The organism is Candidatus Neomarinimicrobiota bacterium (genome assembly GCA_018647265.1).
Taxonomy (GTDB): Bacteria; Fidelibacterota; Marinisomatia; order Marinisomatales; family TCS55; genus TCS55.
The window spans coordinates 1-23,127 of the sequence record JABGTK010000132.1 but is presented as its reverse complement, the minus strand read 5'-3'; the positions used below and the strand labels follow the sequence as shown (position 1 = coordinate 23,127).

The window sequence follows — 23,127 nt, the reverse complement described above, 5'->3', positions numbered from 1 at the left end:
ACTGCGCTCAGGATGAATGAAGCGTTCAAACTGAAGATTATATTTAATGGGATCCACCTGAGTAATAAAGAGGCAATAACTCACAATGGATGCCGCCCCGGAACCACGACCGATGGTGGCCCGAGTTTGTTTTACAATATCTTCTACCACCAGAAAATATGGCGCAAAACCCTTAAATGTAATGATGCGCAATTCATAATCAATACGATCTTGGATTTCAGTCGTGATTTTTATATAACGTTTTTGCGCCCCCGCCTCTACTTTATCTTTTAATTTTTGATTGGCCCGGCGCGTATCCTTTAGAGATAAGTTGGGGAATATCGTATCCAAAAAGGACCAATCCCGCTTGCAGCGTTCTGCTAAATATGTGCTATTATTGATGGCATCCATACTGTTGGGAAAAAGTTGAATCATATCCTTTTCTGCGCGGAACCAATGTTTATCTGACTTACAAGCGCCTTTTGGCAGTTTGGACAAGGTGGTGTTCAGATCAATGGCCCGGAGCGTGCGGTGAGCAGACCAGTCTTTCTTATGAATAAAATACGCATCACCCGTGGCTACCATTTCCAACTTGAATTCCCGGGATAATTTTTGGGCGGCGTACTCTGTCATATCCGGGCGCAGTTCTACAAATAAATGACTGTTGGGAATTCGTTTACTTAAATGAGAAAGTGTTGATCTTTCATGAGCGAGGACGAATAGACCGGCTGTTCGGTTTTTTAAAATATCCGCAATAGATTGGGTTGAATTATCATGAACAGCAGAAACAGCGCGGGACATATTCTCATAGCCCGTTTGGTCTTCCGCCAAGAGAATAGCTTCCCCTTGATCGGTGACCAAATTGACACCGGCGATAGGTTCAATCTCAGCGGCGCCAGCGTGCTGGACAAAACGGATAAAACCCCAGAGGCCATTCCTTTCGGTCAAAGCCAAATATTTCATCCCCTGGTTTCGTGCCGCCGTGAGCAATGCCGGTTGCGAAACAGTGCCGGACATGCGGGAATAGTGGGAATGGACATTCAGATGCGTAAACATGGTTCATCGGGCACTTTCCATATTTGCAATCTGAAGTCCTTCTTGTGTATAAGGTAGTAAGTTAGAAACTTTCATATTACACCTTTCCCCTTCCCCCATTAATAGAGGGATTCAGGGGGATATTAAACAATGAAATCCCCCTTTGTATTTCCCCCACATTGGGGGAATGCTTAAGGTTATATGTTGAATTCATACTGTATTTCTTCCTGAGAATATCCAACGCTAACGAAATACGATCTTGCTCCGTGTCTTTTTCAAACAACTCCATCTGTTTTGCAACATGGACAAAGGCTGACACATCCAACAAAATCGCCCGAATTCTGTTTCGGCGCGTATTGACTTTTTCAAACAATCGCCACGTTTCTGCCATCACGGCCGCATCATCATGCTTCAAAAACTGCCCTTTCGCTTCATATTTAAAACCGTCAGTATAATGAATTTCAAGCCGGATTATTTTTGCCACTTGGGATCGCTGTCTCAATTTAAAAGCCACCTGTTCAGACAGCCGTTTTACTTCTGACCATAATTTTGCGCTGTCATTGGTATCTTCATTTAGAACAGTTTGCTCCATAATATGGTCTTTCAAAATCGGTGGACGAACCATGGATAAATCTTGTCCGCGAACTTCCCGCGATAATGGCAACGCATAAAGGCCAAACAAACGACGGGCATCATCAACTGAATCCACAATGGATTGAATCTGGCATACTTGGTTCAAGATCAAAAATTTAATCAATTTCCATACCGGCGGCTGATGAACGGTGGGAATTACGGGTGAATTCAGCAGTGATAAAAATTGAGATTCATTCCCCACCACCACACGATGTATCTGGTCGGGCACAACAGAAGTAGAAATACGGCTTACCAATTTATTTTGACTGATTCCCAGAAATGAATGGAGGCCAACTTGATCCTGCACCATATCAAATATATTCGAGCCGGACTGCTCATGACTTTTGTACACACGTTCCATACCAGTCATATCCATGTAGAATTTGCCATAACCGGAAGGCTCAACAGTCGGCGTGAAGCGCTGAACGATAGAATGCACATACTGGTTTAACCGTTCGTAAAGAGCGTTGTTATAAGGCAATAATCGAACACCATGGCGCATCCTGCGCACCAGTGAAATTTTCATTCCCCGGCGTAATCCTTCTTCCTCTGCTTCTTTAGATATAGACACGACTGTGCCATTTTGATGATGAGAAGAAATAATGGCAATGGGCCGGGTTTGTAGGGAAGCATCCAAACGGCGCTCGGCCTGTAATTCAAAGTCTCTCAGTCGTAAATGAAAAACAGTTGAGTGCACACCTTAATACTCCCGGAAAGAATAGAGTAGCACGCCATTGATCTGGAAATGATCTGTTTTGTTGACGGTAATAACTGGATAATCCGGATTCCGCGGATGGAGTTCCACATGGCCATTTATCGGCTGATAATGCTTGAGCGTTGCTTCTCCATTGATCAGTGCCACCACAATTTGCCCCGGGTTCGCTTCAGCGGATTTACGCACAATAATATAATCACCATCTTCAATATGGTCACCGATCATGGAATCACCCTTGACCTGCAGAACAAAATTTTCAGGATGGACAAAGGGTTGGGGTACTGATATTGCTTCTGCGTTTTCCAGCGCTTCGATGGGTTCTCCAGCAGCAATTAAACCCAACAATGGCAGGCGGGCGGGCATCGCGTGCTCCTCATGAACGAGGTTTAAAGCCCGCTTGCCGTTAGGTCCTTTAGAACGATCGAGATGGCCGTTGTGAGTCAGGGCATTGACATACCAGTGGACCGTTCCCAGAGAGGCAAACCCCATTCCATTCATAATTTCTTCATAGGAAGGGGCCTGTCCATATTCAATTGTATAATGCTGAATAAAGTCTAAAAATTTCTGCTGTTTTAAGGATAAAACCATTTGATTATTTCGTCCCTAAGAACGCGAAAATTCGCGAAGAGTGTTTTGGGATGGTATAATAATATGTTTCATGTGTTCTTTCCCTCTCTGTGGCTTTGCGTCTCTATGCTAACCTTTTATTATCGTAAGTTACTCGTAAGTATTTTACATGATTTTATTAACGCAATTCAAGTGTTTTTCGTTACTTTCTACCATGTTCTCTGTTTTTCTTCGATATACAATTCTTCTTTTCTCCGTTGTTTGCCTCAACGGACAGGTGATTATCACCGAAGTGATGTACAACCTTGAGGGCAGTGATTCTCCCAACGAATTTATCGAACTGTACAATCCAACATCTGACACGGTCGATCTCTCAGGCTGGCTCATCCGGGATAAATATTCAACGGACACTATTGAAGATTCCAGTAATGGGCGCAAAATTCCTCCCAATGGATTTGGTCTTATCATGGAAGGCGATTATCCCATCGCCGCAGGTATTTACACCATACCGGCCAATACCATCATTATGAAAGTGGACGATAAGTCAATCGGCAATGGCCTTTCCGGAAGCGATTCGCTTTATCTTGTTGATTCCAACGGAAATATTTCTGACAGTTTAGGTTGGCAGGATATTGCATCGCCCGGCTATTCCATTGAACGGGTGCGAAATCATTTGCCGAATACTAATTCCAACTGGAAAGCCAGCCGTGACTCCTTAGGCACGCCGGGGGGCGCAAACAGTATGGCACCTTACAATATCGATGGCCATTTATTAGCCGATTCACTTCGATTATCCAAAGCTTACCTGTCAAAATCAGATTATACCATCCTCACTCTCCCGGTGATGAATGACGGCATTAACGCCATCACAGGCGAAATTGTTGTTTCAGAGTTAGGCAATACACTCGCGAGTGCGGATATTGGAAACATATCTGAGTTGGACACAGCCATTTTCAATATTGACCTTGGCCCCTTCTCCGAATCGGGCTACCATACACTATCAATCAAACTATTGATATCTGGAGATCAAGACACGACCAATAATTTTGGGGAGGTCGAACTGGCGGTGCAGTATGATTGGAATACCATTCGCATTAATGAATTCATGACACGGCCCAATAACGACCAATCTGAGTTTGTCGAACTCGTTTCCCATCCCAATTTATCTTTCCGCGGATGGTCTATTAGCGACAACAGAAAAAGAGCGCGGCCCCTGGGCAAAGCTCTTATCGCCTCTGGTCAGTATGTTGTAATCGCCGCTGATTCAAATATTGTGGCCCTCACCAATCCCAAATCTCACCTTATTGTACTGCCTTCATTTCCTGCCTTAAATAATAGCGGTGATGCCATTTTCATTTATGATATGACCGGATTTATCGTGGATAGTCTCGTCTACGATAGTGACACATGGCCTGTGGCAGCTGAAGTTTCCACAGAAAAACAACGGCCAGAATTTATATCTAACAATGTCAAGCATTGGGACCAAACGCCCGATTCAATTGGTATGACTCCCGGCTATCCCAACGCCACTATGTGGAATAATATTGATGGTGCTTTACTTCAGGATTCCGTTTCACATACACCACATTTCCCAAAACCCAACACCTCTTTTAATCTTCAAATTTCCATCGCCAATTCCGGCGTCCTTCCTTTTTCAGGAAATCTATCCATTTCAGAAAATACTAGTGAACTAACTTCCGGAAATTTTTCAACCATTAATTCCCGCGATACTGTTTTGGTCCAGATTGAAGTCCCGAGCATTTCGTCCGGCACTCATCCGCTTAAAATTGAATTGATAATTGATGGGGATGAAAATAGCACCAATAATATTGCCTTTGATACAATCAAAGTGAGCTATCCTTTTGGCACCGTTTTATTGAATGAATTTTTATCGGTGCCGACCCAAAGCCAAACTGAATTCATCGAAATATATTTCCCCGCTTCGCTTAATATGTTGGGATGGTCTTTGTCAGATCAATCCAAAGTGAAGAAGGCCCTCCCTAAGATAGCAGTAGACCAAAATCAATATTTGGTTTTAGCCCAAGACTCCACCATTTATCAACAAACTAAAACAAGCGCTGTTGTAATTGATGGAAATTGGCCGTCGCTAAATAATACGTCGGACGGTATTTATTTATATGATATGACAAGCGTCATTATTGATTCTTTAATCTATTCGGAAAGCTGGCCCATGATGGACGGCCGATCCACAGAAAAATTTCGTCCCGATTATAACTCCAACGATTCCTCGAGTTGGGCCATCAGTGTAGATGCCAACGCCATGACGCCGGGAAAATCAAACAGCATTTATTACGAAATACTGGCACCTTTCGGTTTGGTTGAATATGATCCCAATCCATTTTCACCGGATGGTGATGGCCGCGATGATCAATTGACGATTCGTTATCAACTCCCTTACGAGCAAGCGGCAATCACTATAAATATATTTGACGTAACGGGTCGAAAAATCGCTACGCCGTACTGGAATCAAGCGTCACCAATGGAAGGCTTGTTGTATTGGCATGGGGAACGCTCCAATGGGGATCCGGCCCGAATTGGTATTTATATTATCAAATTTGAAGCGCGGGATTTATCCACAGGAAAATCCTGGGAAGATATTCAGACGGTTGTTTTGGCTAAGCCATTATAATGGAACCAATTCCACCCACCTGCGTATAGACACACAATTATGCGAAAGGAACGCAATATGTCCAGATGGATTCTCACCCTTTTATTGATTGCCGGAATTGCGGTAGGTCAACAGAAAAAAGTAATTATAAAAAAGAAAACGCTTCATAAAGGCGATAAAGAACAAATCGTTGATGTGGATGTAGAAACCGATGGCGATGAAATGACCATCATTATCACACAGGATGGGGAAGAAAAAGAATACACCATTGATATGGATGACCAAACAGCCCTGAAAGAGGTTAAAGAAAAATTAGCCGACATGGATGTAAATATCAAAAACATGGTATTTGCTGATGATAATGTATTTAAGATTCATTCCGGCGGATATCTTGGCGTTCAAATTCAAGAATTGACTGATGGTCTCCGAAAATATTTTAAAGTCAATAATGACAATGGTGTTTTGATTTCAGAGGTGGTAGAAGATAGTCCTGCTGAAAAGGCCAAACTAAAAGCGGGGGATATCATCCTTTCAGTCAACGGTGATAATGTTTCTACCACTTCTGATTTGCAGCAAGCTATCAGCCGCCAAGATACCGAGTCTGAAGTGAAACTGGAAGTTATCCGCAAAGGCCGAAAAAAAGATATGACAGCAACGCTCGGTTCTCAAAAAAGCAATTTTTCATGGACAGGTAAAATGCCTCCAATGAAAATGGGAGATGAAGACCATAATGTATTTCTCTTCTCTCCCGATGACAATGATTCAAATCTTCAATCCTTTCACATGAAAAATCATTTTAAAGCCCAGGCTAAACACTTAGAAAAAAAAGCTAAAAAACTGAAAAAATCCGGTGAAAAGCTCCACAAAGAATACAAGTTCCGCATGGCTGGGCCCAATCACGATGACAATCTCCGTGAAGAATTGGATGAATTAAAAAAAGAATTGAAAAAACTCCGAAAGGAGATCAATAAACTCAAAAAATCATAAGCCTCCACTTATTATTTGAGTCTACATAAAAGGCCCCGCATTCTGCGGGGCCTTTTTTATTTCAATCCACTGTTTTTACATTCACAATCTGGGATAAATTAGTGCCCTTGTCAGCAATTTATCTTATGAGACTAATTACCCTTCTAACACTTACCCTTTCATTCCTTCCGGCCCAGGATTATACTTGGCCTACGAATGTGGGTAAACATTTGTCCTCCAATTTTGGGGAATTCCGTACCACGGGATTTCATCTTGGGCTGGATATGAAAACCAAAGGTACAACAGGCCATCCTGTTTATGCAGTTTCAAACGGACATGTTTCGCGAATCGTTACCAATTATTCCGGATTTGGCCGTGCTCTTTACCTCACTTTGGATGATGGTCAAACTGCTGTTTATGCCCATTTAAGCAAATTTACGCCACGGTTAGAAGACCGCTTGAAAGAAACACAGAAAGACGGTCGTTCTTATATGACCAATATTTTCCCATCTCCGGAAGAATTTAAATTTGAAAAAGGAGATGTCATCGCCTATTCCGGGAATACGGGATTCTCCTTTGGTCCCCATCTTCATTTTGAGATTCGCAATAAGCATGGCCAAACATTAAATCCCCTCATCAGTGGATTATCACAAGCGGACCGAATGGCACCAATTGTAGAAGAAATATCAATCATTCCACTCAATGATGAAAGCTGGGTTAATGGAAATCAACTGCCCCAAAATTTTCCATTATTCAGGGATAAAAAAGGTGAATACCATCTCCCCGATACCATTAATATTTTTGGAAGTTTAGGGCTATCCATCAAAGCATTCGATAAGCGCCAAGGGGCAAACAATATTTACCAGCCACACCGTATAGAAATCTATATTGATGAAAAGCGGCACCACTCACTTCAGTTTGACCGCCTAGATTACAATTGGCTCCCCACAGCAAATTATATTCGTGATTACCGCAATGCCCGCCTGAATTTGGGTGACTTTATAAAACTGTATCAAAATGCTTCCGATCCCAAGGTTCCCATCCATGCTGATTCAACCAATGGTATTTTGAATCTGACACCAGGATATCATACCGTGAAAATCCTTATTATGGATGTACTAAAAAATACACGCATTGTTCATGGTACTGTATTTAATATGGCGCCATTTCAGGTTACATTAGAGAAATTGGGTGAAACAGATAAAATTATTTCCTTTTTGATTCAGTCAAAAAGTATCACAATCCCCATTCAATCTATCATTGCTTATTCATTTACAACATATGGGTTTGCTGAGGAAAAATTAGATATTCAATCTTCGGAGTTATTTGAATCTGGCCGCATTATTTCAATCCCCAAAAAACAAACTGAACGGAGAGCGATCCAGTTCATTGCTAAAAATAAATTGGGTGCGCGCTCTTTCCCAATCCATTGGGTTAATCAACAATATAAAGGAGATCATTTAAGTGTGAATGTGGACTTGGATATTTCCCACACAGATGCAGGGGTCTATCTCCAGATTCAGCCGGAGCAGGTTGTGGATGCTAATCTATCCCTCAGATTTAAAGGGAAATATCAGTACGAGACAATTCCGTTGAATCAAATCCAACCATCGGTCTATTTGACAGCGCCGATTCCGGCCGTTCAATTTGAAAATATAGATCTAATTGAAGTAATTCTAAAAGGTTCCATCGAGCGGCAAGTTCGCTTTGACTTTCCCTACACTGTTGCCATGCCCGGAACCTCCATCACTGCCGTATCCAAGGATGGTTTTTGTTCGATTCGCACAAAAAAATCTTCCGTACTAGAGCCAACGCTCATGTGGATTGAAGCAGTTCACAAACATGCGCCAGTAAAGAATGGAAAGCTTTTATCCCGGGTTTATCAACTGCAACCTTTTGAAAGACCCTTACTTAAGGCTGTGAATATTGGTGTTCGATATTCTGCAAAATTAAAAGATAAAGAAAAAATTCATCTGTATTATTTCGACCAGAAAGAAGGATGGTCTTTTATCCCAACGGGAAATAATAAAGACCGGCAAGTCCTCACCGGAGAATTAAAACATCTTGATGCTATTGCGATTTTAGAAGATATTACGCCACCGATAATCAAATCCATGCACCCGGGGGAAAATGGAAATTATCCATCTTTGGAGCTAAACCGTTTCACGATAAAGATTAATGACACCCTTTCCGGATTTGATCCAATCGAAGATTCGTTTGACTTAAAATTGGATAACACTCCTTTGATCTATGCTTTTCAGCCTAAGACAAAGGTCATTTCTTATGAACTAGAACGCCCACTACAAATTGGCACTCATACGATTCAATTCAAGGTTCGGGATCGGGCAGGGAATGAAACCAGTAAAAATATTGAATTCAAGGTATACTGATGTTTTTTCCTTATAAAGATGATAATCCTCGCGTATTAATTCCTTTCGTGACTTACGGGTTGGTTACCATTAATGTATTCATCTTCATGTTTCAATTCAGCATGGGAATGAAAGACCCAGAAGCTGAAGCCATATTTATTTATACCTTTGGATTAATTCCGGTTCATTTTTCAATCTTAACCATGTTTACATCGATGTTCCTCCATGGTGGCATTGCACACATCCTGGGGAATATGTGGTTCCTTTGGTTATTCGGGGATAATGTGGAAAGTACATTAGGTCATATAAAATATGCTTTTTTCTATATTTTGTGTGGCGTGGCAGCTACCCTTTGTCAAGTCCTCATAAATCCCGGTTCTGAAATTCCAATGGTGGGCGCCTCCGGCGCTATTGCAGGCGTGTTGGGATTATATATGATTCGCTTTCCACAAGCCCGTGTCCACGTATTTATTTTTATTGTAATATTTTTTACCACCATACGTGTACCGGCAGTCATTGTGTTGGGTTTCTGGTTTTTCAATCAACTGACAAATGGTATGGGGAGTCTCGGTTTAGACACCACCGGAGGGGTGGCATGGTTCGCCCATGTGGGTGGATTTATTACTGGCATCATGCTACATCAAGCCTTTAAACTCATCCGATTCGAACATTAAATAAGGGGATTATAAATGAAACAATATTTCAAACAACTAACCATTCTCTCTCTTTTATTCCTTCTTGCTTGTGAAGGAACGAAGACAGAAGACTGCGCCACCACAGACGACGGTCGTGGCCATGTGGTCTCTGTACTTCCACTGGGATCTATTGGAGCCGATTTTCTCAGGGATTTTCTCGAACAAAACAATATAGACATTGGTGTCATCCCAGTAACTGATGTAAAAGTATACAGTATTATATATGAAACGGTGGATTGGAATGGGGAACCAAGATTAGCCTCAGGCGCAATTTATGTCCCGGATGAAGATCACAACGGAAAAAAATACCCGATCTATTCCGGTCAACATGGCACAGAAGCAAAAAGAACCAATGTTGCTTCAGTTACACCACTGCGTGGCTTTGATGCCATGTTTGTTGCTTCAGTTGGATATATTGGCTCTTCGCCCGATCTATTGGGTTTGGGCGTATCTACTGATGTTGTCCATCCATACATTCATGCCTTTGCTGCCGAAGCCGTTGTGGATAAAATTCGCGCTACAAAAAACTGGCTTTGTGCTAATGATGTTAATGATAATGGTCAATTATTCCTGGCAGGCTATTCTGAAGGTGGATATGTTGCAATGGCGACCCATAAACTGATTGAAGAAAAATATGCCGACGAATTTTCTGTGACAGCTTCAACACCCATGGCGGGCCCCTACGATATGCGCCATTCATCAACCAGTTTATTGAGCAGGGAATCCTATTCACAGCCTGGTTATTTGTCTTTTATCTATATGGCTTATAATGAAATTGAAGGCATGAACCGCCCTCCCAGCGAATTTTTTCAAAACCCCTATGCTGAAAAAATCCCCAATTTGATGGATGGATCAAAAACCATCGGTGAAGCAAATAAAGAACTGACCACCACGATTAAAGATCTATTTACCGAAAAATTTCTTGCTGATTTTTTAGGTAATGGTGAACAGGAATTGAAATCTGCCTACGAGAAAAACAGCTTGGTAAGTTGGTCACCCAAAGCGCCAATAAAATTATTTCACGGTGAAAATGATATTACTGTTGGATATCAAAATGCCGTCATTGCTAGAGACAGCCTTAAAGCGAACGGGGCTGATATTGAATTGATTACCATCCCCGGCGGTACCCATAGCAGTTCTGTATTTATATCTTACACCGGCGCCTTGGCCTGGTTTAATACATTGAAAAAATGAATAAATTAATCCAAACCGCAATCGAAATGATGGATAAAGCACGGGCTCCTTATTCCCAATATAAAGTCGGCGCCGCTGTGGAAACATCGGATGGGAAGATCATTGGAGGCTGTAATGTGGAAAATGCTTGTTACCCCCTATCCAATTGCGCTGAACAAACAGCCCTTTTCACTGCAATCGCAAAAGGCAAGTCTCAATTCAAAACACTTGCAGTTGCAACCCAAAATGGTGGCTTCCCATGCGGTGCATGTCGACAGGTTATCTGGGAATTATGCGGCGACATTCCTATTTATATATGTAATATGAATGGCATTGTAAATGAAACAACAAGCAAAAATCTTCTTCCAAGTCCTTTTGATGAAACAAAGTTAAAATGAGTATTTCTCCTATATTAATCGGCATTTCCGGCGGTACCGGGTCCGGTAAAACATCCATTGCCAAAAGTTTGTTAGAAGAATATGGCGAAGGTGAAGTGGTAGTGGTAGAGCAAGATGCCTATTACCGCAATATTTCAAACCTCCCTTTAGAGGAGCGTCATAAACAAAATTTTGATCATCCCGATGCCATTGATATTGAATTGTTTAATCAACAACTCATCAGCCTCATAAAAGGTCAATCCATAAAAATGCCCATTTACGATTTTTCTACCCATTCAAGGAATGACGAAACACGGAATGTAGACACCCATCATGTTATTGTTGTTGAAGGCATTTTGGCGCTTCATTATCTATCCTTGAGAGAATTAATGGATATTAAAATTTTTGTGGATACACCCGATGATATTCGCTTCATTCGCCGCCTTTCAAGGGATGTTGAAGAACGAGGTAGAACAGTCAATTCTGTTATTGAGCAGTATTTAAAAACTGTTCGCCCAATGCATCAACAATTTGTTGAGCCGTCTAAATATTATTCCGATATTATCATACCCGAAGGAGGCCAAAATAAGGTAGCTATCGATCTCCTGAGAACAAAGATTAACGCAATTCTTTCATAAGCATAGATAAAACTTTCGAGCATTTCGCCTGTTTCACTAGAAAAATATTAAATGACACTCACACCTAAAAACGCCGGTTGGATTGAAGTAATTTGTGGCAGCATGTTCAGCGGAAAAACTGAAGAATTAATTCGCCGAATTCGCCGCGCTGAAATTGCAAAAATGAAGACCATAATTTTCAAACCACAAATCGACGATCGATACAGTTCGAATCACGTGGTTTCTCATAATCAATCCAAATTAGAGTCCAGAATGGTTAAAAACGCCCAAAATATTCTTGATCAATCCGATGATATTGATGTGATTGGAATTGATGAAGCGCAATTTTTTTCTGATGAAATTATTGATGTGTGTAAAAAATTAGCGAAAAATAATAAACGCGTTGTTGTGGCTGGCCTCGATACGGACTACCGTGGCATCCCATTTGGGCCCATGCCAGCACTCATGTGTGAAGCGGATTATTTGGATAAATTTCGCGCAATCTGTATTCAGTGTGGAAATCCTGCTTCTTGCAGCCAGCGAATTACCAAAGAAACTGGACAAGTGGTCATCGGGGAAGCAGATATCTATGAAGCGCGCTGTAGAAATTGTTTTGAAGCACCGGAGGAATAAATGATTGGTCTTTTAGGTATTGTAGTCCTTTTGGGCATTGCGGTTGCAATGTCGAATAATCGTAAAAAAATCAACTTACGAATTGTGGGCTGGGGCTTGGGGCTTCAACTCACCTTTGCATTGTTTATTTTAAAAACACCTATTGGTAAACCTGTATTTGGATTTTTAGATAAGGCTATTTCAAAACTTATCAGTTTTTCTGATGCGGGCGGAAATTTCCTTTTTACTTCTTTTGTCCCGGATGTGGGTTTCCACACCGCACTTATTAACTTTGCCTTTCGGGCTTTACCCACAATAATTTTCTTTTCTGCCCTCATGTCAGTCATGTACCATTTGGGCATTATCCAGTTTGTGGTAAGGTGGATCGCAAAAGCTATGCAAAAAACAATGGGAACCAGCGGTTCTGAAACATTAAGTGTTTCGGCTAATATATTTGTTGGTCAAACAGAAGCACCGCTTATGATCCGTCCATTCATCGGTAAAATGACCCAATCAGAACTCATGGCCGTTATGGTGGGTGGATTTGCCACTGTCGCCGGCGGTGTTTTGGCTATCTACGTAAAATGGCTAACCGATATCCCCGGGATTGCAGGACACCTCTTGGCCGCATCGGTCATGTCTGCACCAGCCGCTCTGGTTATTGCAAAAATAATTTATCCGGAAACCGAAATATCTGAAACGATGGGTGATATAAAAATTGACATTGAAAAAACCAGTTCCAACGCTATGGAAGCTCTAGGCAACGGTGCTACAGATGGATTAAAACTAGCTGCGAATGTGGCCGCAATGCTGGTAGCCTTTATTTCCATTGTAGCCATGGTCAATTATTTACTCGGATTTGCCAACACTTCTATCGATCAATTGTTAGGATTAATCTTTCAACCTCTGGCATGGACAATGGGCGTCCCCTGGGAAGAATCCGCTATGATGGGTACACTTATGGGGAAAAAGATCGCTTTCACAGAATTGATTGCTTATGGTGATTTGAAAGTCATAATGGCCTCGGGGCAAATATCTGAAAGAACAGCTATCATTGCCAGTTATGCTCTTTGCGGATTTGCCAATTTTGGATCCATTGGAATTCAATTAGGCGGTATCGGCGGTATGGCTCCGGAAAGAAAAAAAGATTTAGCCAAACTGGTAACAAAAGCAATGGTAGGTGGCGCTTTGGCGTCTTGGCTAACGGCGACTGTTGCAGGAATACTCATTTAGAAAAAATAGGAAAGTAAATGCGTCTCATATTTTTAGGTCCTCCCGGTGTTGGGAAAGGTACACAGGCAAAACTGGTTTGTGAAAATTTTGATATTATACATTTATCAACGGGGGATATTCTTCGGGCTGAAATGGTTGCAAATTCTGAAATTGGGAATAAAGCAAAATCGTTCATCAATAACGGTGAACTAGTCCCGGATGAAGTATTGTTGAGCATCATGAATAACCGATTAAAAAAAGATGATGCCAAAAAGGGGTATCTTTTAGATGGTTTCCCGCGCACCATTCCCCAGGCAACCGGATTGGATGAAATTATGGAAATCCTCTCTCATTCTCTAGATGCAGCTATTAGCTTAGCGGCCGATGAGGATGAATTGGTCCAAAGACTGATAAATCGCGGTTTGGAATCTGGACGCAGTGACGACACACCAGAAGTTATTAGGCAGCGTCAAAAAGTCTATTGGGATCAAACAGCACCACTTTTAAATTACTATCAAACAAAAAGTCTATTGAAAGAAGTGGATGGCCTAGGAGAGATTCCTGAAATTACAGAGCGAATTTTAGAGGTATTGCAATAACGTGCTCAGAGTGGGACTTACAGGTGGAATAGGCAGTGGGAAAAGTACAGCCAGCCGATTTTTAGAAACGTTAGGTGCCTATATCTTTGACGCAGATCAAGAAGCAAAGAAACTGATTACAGAAAATGAAATTGTTCAACATGAGTTAATTACTGAATTTGGAACTGATATTATTGATAGCGCGGGACGTGTGGATAAGCAGAAATTAGCCCGCATTGCTTTCCAAGACGAAGATCACCAACAGCGCCTAAACTTGGTTGTCCACCCTTATATTTATGAATTGATCGATAAAAAATTCAATCGCGTTCTGGATGATGGCAAACATGGTATTTTTATTGTAGATGCTGCCCTCATTTATGAATCCGGTTATGATGCGCACCTGGATTATGTTGTTGTTATAACAGCTTTATTAAAACACCGCATGGAACGTGCTTTAGGGCGCGAGACACTTTCCCGAGCAGAAATACTTAAACGAATTGAATTCCAATGGCCCGAAGAAGATAAAGTTAATATGGCAGATTTTGTTATCCACAATGACGGAACTGAAGAAACGTTTCGAAAAAGTATCGAATCACTGATTGAAAAATTAACTTAAGAAGAACCGAATGCCTGCTGGCAGAAGGTTTAAATAAATTATCGTATCCTTTTTCTGAGCGCCCGGGGCTTATCTAAAATTTCTTTCAACACAATAGCCCGTTTTACATCATCCATATTAATGAATTGCGGCCTAAATGATTGTTTCCTTTTATCCGTCTCATTCCAAAATTGATGTTTTTTATGGACAGCGTCAAGATTTGACAAATCTTCAAATACTACGTGATCCTGTTCCTCATGAACAGGGTTAGGATTTGGCTCCGAACTTTGTTCTAACCCAATCTCCTCTAATTCAAAATCTGCAATTTCTTCATCATTTTCTAGCTCTGGCTCAAGGACAATATCTTTCATATCCCCAAACAAATTCTGAAGAAATTCTGCCTGGAATGGATTCGGGTTCTTTTTCGGTTGTGTATCTGAATCCTCGACATCGGTTTCCTGCTGTTGGCGTTTTTTCATAAACGCCGACAGCAGGTACATTACTGCTAAAAAAATCCAGTAGCCGAGACCATCCATTTATTTGTTATCTCGCTCCGGTGCCTTGGTTGGACCGCTTTCTGAATCACCAGAAATTGATTCACGCATATCCGTATCAGCTTGGATATTTTTCATATTCACATAATCAAATACACCCAATTTTCCTTCACGAAATGCCTGAGCCATTGCCAAGGGCACTTCTGCTTCAGATGCTACAACTTTGGCTTGCATTTCTTGTGTGCGGGCCTTCATTTCCTGCTCTTCTGCCACAGCCATTGCGCGGCGGGTTTCCGCCCTGGCCTGGGCCACACGAAGATCTGCTTCGGCTTGATCAGCTTGAAGCTGGGCACCTACATTTTTACCCACATCCAGATCTGCAATATCAATCGAAAGAATTTCATAAGCGGTTCCAGCGTCGAGACCTTTAGATAACACTGCTTTTGAAATATTATCGGGATTTTCCAATACATTTGAATAAGAGATAGAAGAGCCAATTGCGCTAACAATTCCTTCGCCAACACGAGCTATAATGGTATCATCGGTGGCACCACCTACTAAACCGGGAATATTTGTTCGAACCGTTACACGCGCCCTGGCTTTTAACTCAATACCATCCTTGGCTACAGCCGAAAGGAAACCTTCTCTAGGAGCATCTATCACCTTGGGGTATACGCTTGTTTCAACTGCATTTTTCACATCCCGGCCGGCCAAGTCGATAGCCGTAGCTGTTTCAAACGTCAGAGAGATATTGGCTTTATCGGATGCAATTAAGGCGAAAACAACATTAACAACATTGCCACCAGCCAAATAATGTGTTTCCAACATATCTGTTTTCACATTAATTAAACCAGCTTTGTGGGTATTGATCACCCCATCTACAATTAAGCGTGGTGAAATTTTTCGCAAACGCATACGGATCAGATCAATAATGGTAATCCGGCCTAAGCCAAGACTGACCACCCCCTGAATCCACATTCCAACCGGCACAAAATAAAATAACAAAAAAACAAAAATTAGCAGAAATGCTAACATGATAATTCCCATAACATCCATGATCTACTCCTCTGAGTTCAGTTTTCTAACGACCACCCGGTTTCCATCAACCGAGAGGATTTTTACTTTACAATTCTTTTCAATAAAATTGCCTTCGCTAACAACAAAAATTCGCTGCCCATCCACGTTTACCCAACCGGAAGGACGAAGATCAGATTGGGTTTCACCATCCATCCCAACCAAATTTTCCCATCCTACAGATGTACTATAGCCTGCTTCGGCGCCTTCTACTCCTGGGGAAGTAAGCTTTTGCCAAAATGTCGTTTTGGTCATCATTTTAAATAATAAAACCAACCCAATTAATGCGCCTATAATTCCGATAATGAATCCCCATAAAGCCATTGCTTCTACCTCCGGACCAATTGGAGTGTCAGGCAAAAGTAATTCATATAATCCCCATAAAATTAGGGCGATACCGCCGATCCCCGCTACCCCAAAACCAGGAATGACAACCACTTCTAATATGAGTAATGCAATACCGGCAAAAATAATCAACATATCAGTCATAGTGGCTAAGCGCGCAATAAACGACGCGCCGAGAGATAAAGTCAGGCAAACCAGGCCTATGGAACCGGGAATACCCCATCCAGGGCTTTGGAGTTCAAATAAAATACCCAAAAACCCAAATGTTGTTAGTAATGAGGCAACAACAGGGTTGGTTAAAAACCGGACAAATGCTTCGGACCAGTTCTCCCCAGTGCTTTTTATCTCAGCACCATCCAATTCTAAGGATGCGAGTAATGCTTCAAAAGTTTCTTGTTCATCATCAGCAATTTTATACTTTATAGCTAATTCGGTCGTGAGTGTAATAAGCTTACCTTCTTTACGTCCTTCAAGATCCAACACTTCAATAGAGTCCCCATCTATCACCAAATGGGTAAAAGAAAGCTCTTCATCAACCATGCCTTTGGCAATGTCCACATTGCGGTCGCGGCTTTCTGCAGTAGCAGCCATTTCTTCCCGCATGTAGCTGATAACTTTTTCACTTCCCTTTTTCCCTGACATATCTACTGCCGTGGCCGCACCGATAGTAGCACCACTTGTCATAATTATTTTATCGCAGGAAAGAGAAATCAAGGCACCAGCAGAAATTGCCCGTCTGTTGATAAAAGCAATAGTTGGAATTTTAGAACTTAGGATAGCATCCTTGATTTGGGTAGCCGCATCCAATCGTCCGCCAAAGGTATCTATATCAAAGATAATCACGTCTGCGCTGTCAGCTTCTGCCATCTTAATGCTACGTTCAATAAAGGGAGGAAGACCCAGATCAATGGTATCATGAATGGGTACTTTGTAGACAATCTGGGTGTGCCCAAAGGAGGCCAATAAAATAAGTGTGAATAATATGCGCTTCTTCATTCCCTTGAGTTTAGCCGTTATCTTCGATAAAAACAATGATGGTAACGGGAAATTAAAGTAATTTCTCATGCGCCGGAATAACCCGGCAAGAACCATTTATGACCCTCAAAGATAAATTCACTTATCGGCTCTTACATGTGATCTCCAGACGAATGCGCCGATTACCCAATTTAACAAGATCACGCCTAGCTAACCAATTGGGCGCTTTCGCTTTTAACCGTATTCCCGTCCGCAAAGAACAAGCCTTCCAAAATATTAAATTAGCTTTCCCGGACAAAAGTGACTCTTGGATCAACAATGTATTAAAAGGGACCTATCGTTTGGTCAGCTCCAATTTTATGGAATTTCTGGCATTGCCACGATCTTATGAATCACTCAATTTTCGTGTAGAAAATCAGCATATTATTGATGAAGCATCTAAAAAAGGGAAGGGTGTCATTATTATCACTGGCCATTTTGGGTTATGGGAAATATTGGGTTCCTGGCTGGGTAAAAATGGATATCCCGTCTGGGGAATCATTCAACGACAAGGAAATCGGGGCGCAGATATATTTTTTCAGGAATTGCGAGAATCTTATGGGATGAAACACTTATATCGAAAATCATCATTAGATAACATGTACAAGCTATTGAAAGAGAATAATATGCTTATTTTGGCCAGCGATCAGGATGCCAAAAAGCGTGGTGTATTTGTTAAGTTTTTCGGTCAATCTTCCTCCACCCCGAAAGGATCAGCCATCTTTCACATGAGATCCGGCGCCCCCATGGTTTTTTCTGTAGCCCATAGAGAAAAAGACGGCACCATAGTTGTTTCATTCTCAAAAATAGAATTGAATGGCAGCACCTCCATTGAAACAATTACCCAAACATATACCAATTTGCTGGAAGAAAAAGTTCGGGAATTTCCGGATCATTATTTTTGGTTTCACCGAAAATGGAAAACCAAAGCAAAAGCATGAATCAGAAAACTACAGAACGGATTGATACATCTTCTGAACATGCCACCAATGCGGCAGGGAATGCAATCCTGTTTGGAGGCGTAATAGTATACCCCACCGATACGTTATATGGGTTTGGTGTGGATGCGCGCAATAAAGACGCCATTGCTCGGCTAAACAAAATTAAAGGGCGAAAGGCGCCCATAAGCGTTATTGCGCCTAATTCAAATACTGTTTTTTCCTGGGCAGATATATCTTATGAAGATTGGAAAATGGTAAAACAATATTTACGCGGATCAACCACCATTATTTTACCGGTTAAAAATGGAATCGTTCACCCATCAATAATGGGCAAGGATGGTACCTTGGGTATTCGGATTCCCGCCCATCCCTTTGGCCCCAATCTTTGTGATAAGCTGGGATTCCCAATTACGACAACATCTGTAAACAGAGCGGGGAAAGAACCACTAAATGAACCGGATACAATTATATCTGAATTTGGTTCAGAAATCGATTTGCTGATTGACGATGGCAACATTCCGCAATCCAGCGGTTCAACAATTTATAAGCTTGAAAAATCAAAACTAAAAATTATCCGATCTTGAAAATCCTTCTATTTTTCTTTTTAATTTTATCATCCTCCTGGTCTCAGGATATACCATTTAAAGTTGGGGAATCCTTAAAATATTCAGCGGAATTTAATTTCATTCCAGTTGGATACTCCGAATTAAAGGTAACCGGAATTGAAAAGGTAAACGGGAATGATACATACCATGTTTCTTTTTCTGCGCGAACCAAAGGACTCGCAAACCAACTGTTTAAAATCCGGGACCAAATTGATATTTGGATGGATAAGGATCAATTGTTTACTCATCGCTTAAAAAAAAACATCCGCGAGGGAAGTTATAAAAAGAAAATTGATGTCATTTTTGATTATGATCGATCGGTAGCACAAACAGGGACAAAAGAAGTTAAAATTGACTTTAAAGCAAGAGACCCTTTTTCTATGTTTTACTATTTACGAACAATTCCTTTGAAAGAAAAAGAGGTGATGTCCTTTTCATCTTTTGAAGGGAAAAAAATAATACACTATAATTTACAAATGACGGGGAAAGAGATTGTTCGATCTCCAGCAGGAACATTTTCCTGTAAGGTAGTTCGGCCATTCAGAGAAGGAAAAAACTTGTTCAAAAACGCCGGCGATATGCAGATATGGCTCAGTGACGATGAAAAACGCTTACCGGTAAAAATTCACATAAAAATGAAATTTGGGTCCATGACTCTGTTATTGAAAAAAATCAGTAATAATTAATTCCCCAATAACCTCCCCACATCATTTACAATTACTGTAATCATCAACATCAGTAAAAGGACCATTCCGATTTGTTGAATTGCCATTCGCATTTTCATTGAAAGAGGTCTGCGGATTATACCTTCAATTAAAGTAATAAAAATGTGACCACCATCCAATCCCGGGATCGGCAAAATATTTAAAAAGGCAAGATTACAACTGATTAATGCCATTAGGGATAAAAAGGGAATCCAACCCGCCTTAGCTGTTTCACCTGCCAATTGGGCAATCATAATCGGCCCACCCAATTCTTTAATGGAAGCCTGCCCTGATGTAAGCATTTTTATGGAAAGAATTATTATACCAAATCCTCTAGCTGTGGCCATAGCGCCCATACTCACACCTTCAGTAAAAGTTACGGGCTGATATTCAAATTTTGGATAAATACCAATTACACCAACTGTATCGCCAGTTGTGGGATTCAACTGGAAACTGGATTCTAACGAAATCGATTTGGATTCATCGCCACGTGAATAGGTTAAATTAATTTGTTGATTGGGTCTTTGATGAATTTCTTTAGTTAGGTCATCCCAAGATAAAATCTTATTTCCTTCAATTGCTTTAATCTCATCCCCTGATTTTAATCCAGAAATTTCGGCAGGCATTCCTGGGAGCAATTCATTAATAACTGGTTCATTAGAGATAACTGGCTTTCCACTATAATTTGATAACCCAGTAAATATAATAAATGCCAAAAGAGTATTCATGATGACACCAGCACTCATAAACCAGATTTGCTGCAGTTTGGTTTTACTCATCAACTCATAGGGTTTATGTTCAAAAGTTGCATCCATACTTTCATCAATCACTCCGGCTACTTTCACATATCCGCCAAAGGGGATGACAGCAAAACAATATTCCGTTCCGCTTCCTTTTCTTCCCGGGCGAGAGATTGAAGTTGATTTAACCGGACCCCATGCCCACTTTCCATCCTCATTTTTATGATAGAAGAAAAAGCGAAATTCCCATCCATCAGAAATTGATGTAAATGTCATAAGGCGCGGCGGATATCCGATAGAGAATCTCTCTACCCTTACGCCGATGGATCGGGCGGCTAAGTAATGACCCAGTTCATGAATAAATATCAAAACACCGAGTAAAATGATTGTTGCAATTAAAGTTGTCATATTTTTCTATTCTTCCCCTAACAATGTAATAAAGATTTTCACCTAAATATATCGGCTTTCAAATAAATTAACAAAATTCATCCCCCAGCTTTCAAGATTTAATAATTCTTCCAAGGATGGATGCTCAACCCATTCGTGAGCGTCACATGCTTTTTCTATAATTTCAGGAATTTCCATGAACCCAATTTCGCCATCTAAAAAACGATAAACAGATTGTTCATTGGCAACATTGAGTATTGCTGATGCTGTACCCCCTTGCTTTAAGGCATTGTAGGCTAGTCCAATACATGGGAAGCGGGTTAAGTCCGGTGCTTCAAAAGTTAGGGAGCCCACTTTCACCAAGTCTAATGATTCCCACATTGCCGGTGCATGACGTGGATATGTGAGGGCATATTGAATTGGAACCTTCATGTCCGGTATACCCAATTGCGCTTTCACAGATTTATCCTTGAACTCTACCATAGAGTGAATGATGGATTGTGGATGAACTACAATATCGATTTTTTCTGCACCCAACCCAAACAACCAACGCGTTTCAATGACTTCTAATCCTTTGTTCATCATTGTGGCCGAATCAATGGTAATTTTGCGACCCATATCCCAGTTGGGATGTTTTAAAGCATCAGCCGGCGTTACATCCTTGAATGTTTTAATATTTCGCCTACGAAAGGGGCCGCCGCTTCCCGTTAAAATAATTTGTTCAATATCATCCATTGATTCACCAGCAAGACATTGCCAAATGGCAGAATGTTCACTATCTACTGGGAATACTTTTGCCCCGGATTTCAATTTTTCTTGCTCAATAATATCACCGGCCATGACCAAACTCTCTTTATTACTCAGGGCCACATCAACACCTGCTTTTACAGCATTTAATGTGGGTGCCATGCCCGAAGATCCAACCAATCCGTTTAGCATAATATCCAAGTCACTTTGACTGGCTAATTCTAAAAGGCCTTCACGACCCTTAAAAACCGAAACCCCCGATTCTTTTAATTCTGATTGAACGTATTTGGCTGCCTCATCGTCAATAATGGCAACTGCATCTGGACGATATTTTATTGCTTGGTCAACTAATAGTTGTCCATTTTTATTTGCACTAAGGACAGAAACATCAAACTCATCACCTAAGTTATCAATCACATTCAGTGCATTGACGCCGATAGAACCGGTAGAACCGAGAATGGATATTTTTTTCATAATTAGAATGTACCTGCCAAACTCAAAGATATCATCGAAAACCCCGGGCCAACTAAAATTTGTGGGATTGCTTTAAATCCTGAAAATGAAATAGCCGTTCCAATTGAAATTAAATTAGTTTGAATTTCTGTTTTCCCCTGAAAGTTAACACCTGCTGATTCATACGGAACTGCTTTTAAGATGTTCAATCCAATACCAAGGAATATTGGATTTTTATTCCAAACTAATTCACGAACAGCCATTACCTGCAGAGAGGACACTTTTACTTCATCGTAGGAGTTCAAATGTCCAGAGTCATAATTAATAATCCATTTAGATGGTTCTTCTTTTTTCCCTGGCTTTAACGTTACTCCCCAGCCAAACATTTGAACAGCCCCTTCTTTTCCTGAATATGCCGCCATTCTTCCCCTTAATGTCAAATTCCAAGACACTTTAATTTGGCTATGAAGAGTTGGCATAATTCCATTGGCAGAAATGCCTTTAAGTAACGAACCACCATAGGTAATTCTATTCTCTCCATTTATTGCCATGGTAAAATGGTGTGTGGCAGTGAGGCCTGCCGTTCGATAAAGATATGGAGAATCTTTCGAATAATCAGACAAATCGTCCAATTTAAAAGAGGTCCATTGTCCCACTGAAATGGAAATGAAAAAAATGAAAGAAATAAATCGCATTGCCCCAATTCCGGGAAATTTGGAATTAAATAATACCCCGTTCACTGGATTCAATAAATTTGATAATTATTTTAATTTCATTGGTGACCGGTAATTCAGCCTTAATTTTATTCAATGCATCAGTACGATTCATTCTTGACATAAAATACGTCCTGTAAGCTTTTTTAATCAGCATT

General features: G+C 40.9%; 24 protein-coding genes. 14 read left to right on the top strand and 10 right to left on the bottom strand.

The window, feature by feature from the left end:
• The 3 genes from HN459_08090 to lexA form a co-directional block, all read right to left on the bottom strand.
• On the bottom strand, nucleotides 1-1,035 hold a 1,035-nt coding region (locus tag HN459_08090; GenBank protein ID MBT3479406.1), incomplete at its 3' end, for a PHP domain-containing protein.
• A 76-nt stretch (nucleotides 1,036-1,111) separates the two neighbouring features.
• A complete protein-coding gene (locus HN459_08085) occupies nucleotides 1,112-2,344 on the bottom strand; it encodes a hypothetical protein (GenBank protein ID MBT3479405.1) in 1,233 nt (410 codons plus the stop codon).
• 3 nt (nucleotides 2,345-2,347) lie between these two features.
• Nucleotides 2,348-2,950 (bottom strand): repressor LexA, encoded by a 603-nt coding sequence (lexA, locus tag HN459_08080; GenBank protein ID MBT3479404.1) that lies wholly within the window; start codon nucleotides 2,948-2,950, stop codon nucleotides 2,348-2,350.
• Between the two features lie 148 nt (nucleotides 2,951-3,098).
• On the opposite strand from lexA, the gene HN459_08075 reads away from it, so the two are divergent.
• From HN459_08075 to HN459_08025, 11 genes are all read left to right on the top strand, one after another.
• Nucleotides 3,099-5,579 (top strand): lamin tail domain-containing protein, encoded by a 2,481-nt coding sequence (locus HN459_08075; protein MBT3479403.1) that lies wholly within the window; start codon nucleotides 3,099-3,101, stop codon nucleotides 5,577-5,579.
• Between the two features lie 57 nt (nucleotides 5,580-5,636).
• Complete coding sequence (locus HN459_08070; GenBank protein MBT3479402.1) at nucleotides 5,637-6,545, top strand: PDZ domain-containing protein; 909 nt, start codon at nucleotides 5,637-5,639, stop codon at nucleotides 6,543-6,545.
• Nucleotides 6,546-6,670: 125 nt separating this feature from the next.
• Entirely contained in the window at nucleotides 6,671-8,914 is a 2,244-nt protein-coding gene (locus tag HN459_08065; protein MBT3479401.1) for a M23 family metallopeptidase, read from the top strand.
• Nucleotides 8,914-9,567: a rhomboid family intramembrane serine protease gene (locus tag HN459_08060; GenBank protein ID MBT3479400.1), complete on the top strand. Its 654-nt coding sequence runs from the start codon at nucleotides 8,914-8,916 to the stop codon at nucleotides 9,565-9,567. The genes HN459_08065 and HN459_08060 overlap by 1 nt, the downstream gene beginning before the upstream one ends.
• A 15-nt stretch (nucleotides 9,568-9,582) precedes the next feature.
• Complete coding sequence (locus tag HN459_08055; protein MBT3479399.1) at nucleotides 9,583-10,782, top strand: hypothetical protein; 1,200 nt, start codon at nucleotides 9,583-9,585, stop codon at nucleotides 10,780-10,782.
• Entirely contained in the window at nucleotides 10,779-11,159 is a 381-nt protein-coding gene (cdd, locus tag HN459_08050; protein ID MBT3479398.1) for a cytidine deaminase, read from the top strand. The genes HN459_08055 and cdd overlap by 4 nt, the downstream gene beginning before the upstream one ends.
• Nucleotides 11,156-11,776, top strand: coding sequence for a uridine kinase (udk, locus tag HN459_08045; protein ID MBT3479397.1), 621 nt, complete (start codon nucleotides 11,156-11,158; stop codon nucleotides 11,774-11,776). Before cdd ends, udk begins: the two co-directional genes overlap by 4 nt.
• Before the next feature lie 51 nt (nucleotides 11,777-11,827).
• Nucleotides 11,828-12,388 (top strand): thymidine kinase, encoded by a 561-nt coding sequence (locus HN459_08040; GenBank protein MBT3479396.1) that lies wholly within the window; start codon nucleotides 11,828-11,830, stop codon nucleotides 12,386-12,388.
• Entirely contained in the window at nucleotides 12,389-13,600 is a 1,212-nt protein-coding gene (locus HN459_08035) for a NupC/NupG family nucleoside CNT transporter (GenBank protein MBT3479395.1), read from the top strand. It begins immediately after the preceding gene.
• A gap of 17 nt (nucleotides 13,601-13,617) precedes the next feature.
• Nucleotides 13,618-14,178, top strand: coding sequence for an adenylate kinase (locus HN459_08030; protein ID MBT3479394.1), 561 nt, complete (start codon nucleotides 13,618-13,620; stop codon nucleotides 14,176-14,178).
• Between the two features lie 10 nt (nucleotides 14,179-14,188).
• A complete protein-coding gene (locus HN459_08025) occupies nucleotides 14,189-14,773 on the top strand; it encodes a dephospho-CoA kinase (GenBank protein ID MBT3479393.1) in 585 nt (194 codons plus the stop codon).
• 38 nt (nucleotides 14,774-14,811) lie between these two features.
• Here the strand turns inward: HN459_08025 and HN459_08020 are convergent, their stop codons facing one another.
• Genes HN459_08020 through HN459_08010 form a run of 3 tightly spaced genes read right to left on the bottom strand, consistent with a single transcriptional unit; the run spans nucleotide 14,812 to nucleotide 17,661 of the window.
• Entirely contained in the window at nucleotides 14,812-15,231 is a 420-nt protein-coding gene (locus HN459_08020; protein MBT3479392.1) for a hypothetical protein, read from the bottom strand.
• 57 nt (nucleotides 15,232-15,288) lie between these two features.
• The gene (floA, locus tag HN459_08015; protein ID MBT3479391.1) at nucleotides 15,289-16,302 is read right to left on the bottom strand and encodes a flotillin-like protein FloA; all 1,014 of its coding nucleotides are present in this window, start codon (nucleotides 16,300-16,302) and stop codon (nucleotides 15,289-15,291) included.
• Between the two features lie 3 nt (nucleotides 16,303-16,305).
• Complete coding sequence (locus tag HN459_08010; protein ID MBT3479390.1) at nucleotides 16,306-17,661, bottom strand: nodulation protein NfeD; 1,356 nt, start codon at nucleotides 17,659-17,661, stop codon at nucleotides 16,306-16,308.
• A 152-nt stretch (nucleotides 17,662-17,813) separates the two neighbouring features.
• On the opposite strand from HN459_08010, the gene HN459_08005 reads away from it, so the two are divergent.
• The 3 genes from HN459_08005 to HN459_07995 are packed head-to-tail and all read left to right on the top strand — an operon-like array spanning nucleotide 17,814 to nucleotide 19,911.
• Nucleotides 17,814-18,620 (top strand): lysophospholipid acyltransferase family protein, encoded by an 807-nt coding sequence (locus HN459_08005; protein ID MBT3479389.1) that lies wholly within the window; start codon nucleotides 17,814-17,816, stop codon nucleotides 18,618-18,620.
• Nucleotides 18,617-19,204, top strand: coding sequence for a threonylcarbamoyl-AMP synthase (locus tag HN459_08000; protein MBT3479388.1), 588 nt, complete (start codon nucleotides 18,617-18,619; stop codon nucleotides 19,202-19,204). The genes HN459_08005 and HN459_08000 overlap by 4 nt, the downstream gene beginning before the upstream one ends.
• On the top strand, nucleotides 19,201-19,911 hold the full coding sequence (locus HN459_07995; protein ID MBT3479387.1) for a DUF3108 domain-containing protein: 711 nt from the start codon (nucleotides 19,201-19,203) through the stop codon (nucleotides 19,909-19,911). The genes HN459_08000 and HN459_07995 overlap by 4 nt, the downstream gene beginning before the upstream one ends.
• Here HN459_07995 and rseP read toward each other — a convergent pair.
• From rseP to HN459_07975, 4 genes are read right to left on the bottom strand one after another with little or no spacing between them, the layout of a single operon-like run.
• Entirely contained in the window at nucleotides 19,908-21,077 is a 1,170-nt protein-coding gene (gene rseP, locus HN459_07990) for an RIP metalloprotease RseP (protein ID MBT3479386.1), read from the bottom strand. The genes HN459_07995 and rseP overlap by 4 nt on opposite strands.
• Nucleotides 21,078-21,119: 42 nt before the next feature.
• Nucleotides 21,120-22,277 (bottom strand): 1-deoxy-D-xylulose-5-phosphate reductoisomerase, encoded by a 1,158-nt coding sequence (locus HN459_07985; GenBank protein MBT3479385.1) that lies wholly within the window; start codon nucleotides 22,275-22,277, stop codon nucleotides 21,120-21,122.
• Between the two features lie 2 nt (nucleotides 22,278-22,279).
• On the bottom strand, nucleotides 22,280-22,951 hold the full coding sequence (locus HN459_07980) for a hypothetical protein (protein ID MBT3479384.1): 672 nt from the start codon (nucleotides 22,949-22,951) through the stop codon (nucleotides 22,280-22,282).
• 25 nt (nucleotides 22,952-22,976) lie between these two features.
• Nucleotides 22,977-23,084: a hypothetical protein gene (locus HN459_07975; GenBank protein MBT3479383.1), complete on the bottom strand. Its 108-nt coding sequence runs from the start codon at nucleotides 23,082-23,084 to the stop codon at nucleotides 22,977-22,979.
• Between the last annotated feature and the right edge of the window lie 43 nt (nucleotides 23,085-23,127).